At 44.0% G+C, this 3,005-nt stretch carries 2 protein-coding genes; one reads left to right on the top strand and one right to left on the bottom strand.

Annotation, left to right across the window (positions count from 1 at the left end; translation table 11 throughout):
• A partial coding sequence (locus Q0502_RS14240; protein WP_298652004.1) for a SoxR reducing system RseC family protein occupies positions 1 to 337 on the bottom strand: 337 nt, incomplete at its 3' end.
• A 219-nt stretch (positions 338 to 556) separates the two neighbouring features.
• Here Q0502_RS14240 and Q0502_RS14235 point away from each other — a divergent pair.
• Positions 557 to 2,716: a S9 family peptidase gene (locus Q0502_RS14235; RefSeq protein WP_298652002.1), complete on the top strand. Its 2,160-nt coding sequence runs from the start codon at positions 557 to 559 to the stop codon at positions 2,714 to 2,716.
• The last annotated feature ends 289 nt before the right edge of the window (positions 2,717 to 3,005 follow it).

Here is a 3,005-nt window from a genome sequence, read left to right as displayed (position 1 = left end):
AGGGCACCAATGCAAGGATGGAAGCGGTAGCGGCTTCCGTTTCTCCCCACTTCCAGGCAGATATGGCAAAAATTATTGTCAGGACAAGAATAATAACGGGAATCACAAAAGCCCATAAAACTGCTTTATAACCCGCCGATTCTTTTCCCTCAATGATTACAAGGTCATTTATTTTATATTTCCCCGTAACATCTGTCACGTCTACCATTTTCTCTTTCGAGTCTGCAGCCATGCATGCTCCTTTTGCATGACAGGTGCTGCAAGCCGATTGTTGTATGATTTTAACGGATATTTTCTTGTCCGATATTCTTGTTATGATTCCCTGATGTTCAATCATAAAATGACTTTCTGTTATCTATTTCCAGAATGGCGCTTCAAAATTAGGTATAATTTTTGTGATTTTGTTGGTTATTTCTGTTATTTAACGATTGGGCGAGTTTCCTATTCTGGAAAATGTCGGATATAATTCTTATTTTTGTGACCGATAAGGTCATGTGCTGGCGGATTTTTAATCGCAGGCCTGAACCATTAAATGGTAAAAAACGAAACATATAAAATGAAAAAAACGCTTTTATTCCTCTATTTCTTAAGCAGCGTTTTGCTGTTGAATGCACAAAATTATACATTAAAAGACCTCGTCGAAGGCCGATTTTCGGCAAAAGATGTCCAGCAGATGGAATCTTCGGCCGACGGGATGCATTATTATCAGATGGACCCGGGAAATACGGCGGTTATAAAATTCTCCTATGCAACTGGAAACGCAGTGGATACGCTTTTCAACACACGTCTGGCACGGGAATGTACTTTTGATACATTTCAGGGATTCCTTGTGAGTCCAGATGAAAACAGGGTGTTGGTTTACAGAGAAAAGGAACAGATCTACCGCCATTCGTTCAAGGCGACCTATTTTTATCACGATGTCCGTCGCAACCTGGTGCGTAAACTTACCCAGAATCCTTCCAAACAGATGGTCCCTACGTTTTCTCCCGACGGGAAAATGCTGGCTTACGTGAGCGACAACAATATCTGGCTTGCCAAATTCGATTTTGATACGGAATCTCAGGTTACCAAAGACGGTGAAACCAACAAGATCATCAACGGAGCCACCGATTGGGTATACGAGGAAGAATTTGCCACCACACGGCTAATGGAGTTTTCATCCGATAGTAAGTTGTTGGCCTTTGTTCGTTCAGATGAGTCTCAAGTGCGTCAATATCAGTTTCAGACATTCAATCAAGAACTTTACCCCAGTTTTTATACCTATAAGTACCCCAAGCCGGGCGAGAAAAATTCATCGGTGGAACTGCGCGTTTTTGATATCGATGCCCGGACTACCCGTAAAATGGATGTCCCCCTCGATCCAGACGGTTATATCCCACGGATAACTTTCACCGGAAATGCCGAAGAATTGGTGGCTATGACTCTAAACCGCAATCAGAATCGGTTTGATATGTATTTTGTGAATCCTCGAACAACAGTCGCCAAACTTATCCTGAGGGAAGAAAACAAGTACTATGTCGATGCTGAACTACTCAACGGAATCCGCTTTTTGCCCAACCGTTTTACCTATGTATCGGAAAAAGAGGGATACAGTCATATTTATATTTACGGTTATACGGGGACGTTGCAAAAAAAACTGACCACCGGCCCTTTCGATGTCACAAGCCTCCTGGCGGTGGATGGACAGACCCAAACGGTTTTCTATGAGGCTGCCGATGAAAGTCCTCTCCGCCGGAATGTCTACAGGGTAAATATTGAAAAAGGTCTACCGCAAAAACTATCCGTGCGACAGGGTTATAACAATGCGTCGTTCAGCAACAACGGTAAGTTTTTTGTTAACCGGTTCTCGGATACCCGTACACCTACCCTCATTACTGTACATGATGCCACCGGCAAAGAACTTCGTATCATGGAAGATAATAAGCAGGCGGCTGCCCAGTGGGCCTCTGCGCAATTCCCTAAAAAAGAGTTTATCAGCATTCCTGCCGCTGATGGGGTCACACAGTTGAATGGTTGGATTATCAAACCCTATAATTTTGATGCCTCTAAAAAATATCCAGTGGTTATGATACAGTACAGTGGGCCTAATTCGCAGCAGGTGCTTGACCGGTTTGGAGCGGACTGGCATTACGCACTGGCTAACGAAGGGTTTGTGGTTGCATCAATCGACGGACGAGGAACCGGCGCGCGGGGCGAAGAGTTTCGAAAGCAAACCTACATGAGTTTGGGTGTAAAAGAGTCGGATGATCAGGCAGCCGCTGCACGCTATCTGGCTACATTTCCCTATATAGACGGCAACCGTATCGGTATCTGGGGCTGGAGTTACGGAGGCTATAACGTTTTGATGAGCATGAGCCGGGGTAATGGTGTTTTTAAAGCCGGGGTGGCGATTGCGCCTGTGACCGATTGGCGGTTTTATGACACTGTTTATACCGAACGTTTTATGCGAACACCACAACAAAATGCAGCTGGATACGCTGCCGGTTCGGCGGTTGCCCTTGCTTCGCAGTTACAGGGGAAGTTGTTGCTTATCCACGGGACGACCGACGATAATGTTCATTTTCAGAATGCCATAGAGTATTCGCGGGCGTTAATCGCTGCTGGCAAACATTTCGATATGTTTTACTTTCCCGACAAAGATCATTTTATTTCTGGTGGTAATTCTCGTTTGTACCTGTACGAAAAGGTTATTGAGTTTTACAGGAGGAATCTATAGAAACTTATGTAGTAGCTGAGTGCCGGTACTAATGTTTTGTGGTGCTTGTCCTGACGGAGTGATGGCTAGTCGCTCCGTCAGTTTTTTGTGACCTACCGGAAGGCCGCAATTTTTTGTATCACAAAAACAAAAAACTCAGCCGGGTGTTATTATGAGAGGTTTTAAAATTGATTTGAGACAGTTTTGCATCAGGATACAATGAATGTGTTTTTCAAGGCAGTTTCTGAATCACGATTTTTTTAAGCTGATCGAATTTCGATTATGGGAGAAGGCAGTATAATCATAAAAC

This window comes from uncultured Proteiniphilum sp., assembly GCF_937873925.1.
In the GTDB taxonomy this organism is placed as follows: domain Bacteria; phylum Bacteroidota; class Bacteroidia; order Bacteroidales; family Dysgonomonadaceae; genus Proteiniphilum.
Note: the sequence above shows the minus strand (reverse complement) of the source record. Positions and strands in the feature narration are given on the sequence as shown.

What these genes read in the sequence shown, in the direction of transcription:
- Q0502_RS14235 (WP_298652002.1), top strand. Translation starts at nt 557, where the DNA reads ATGAAAAAAACGCTTTTATTCCTCTATTTCTTAAGCAGCGTTTTGCTG.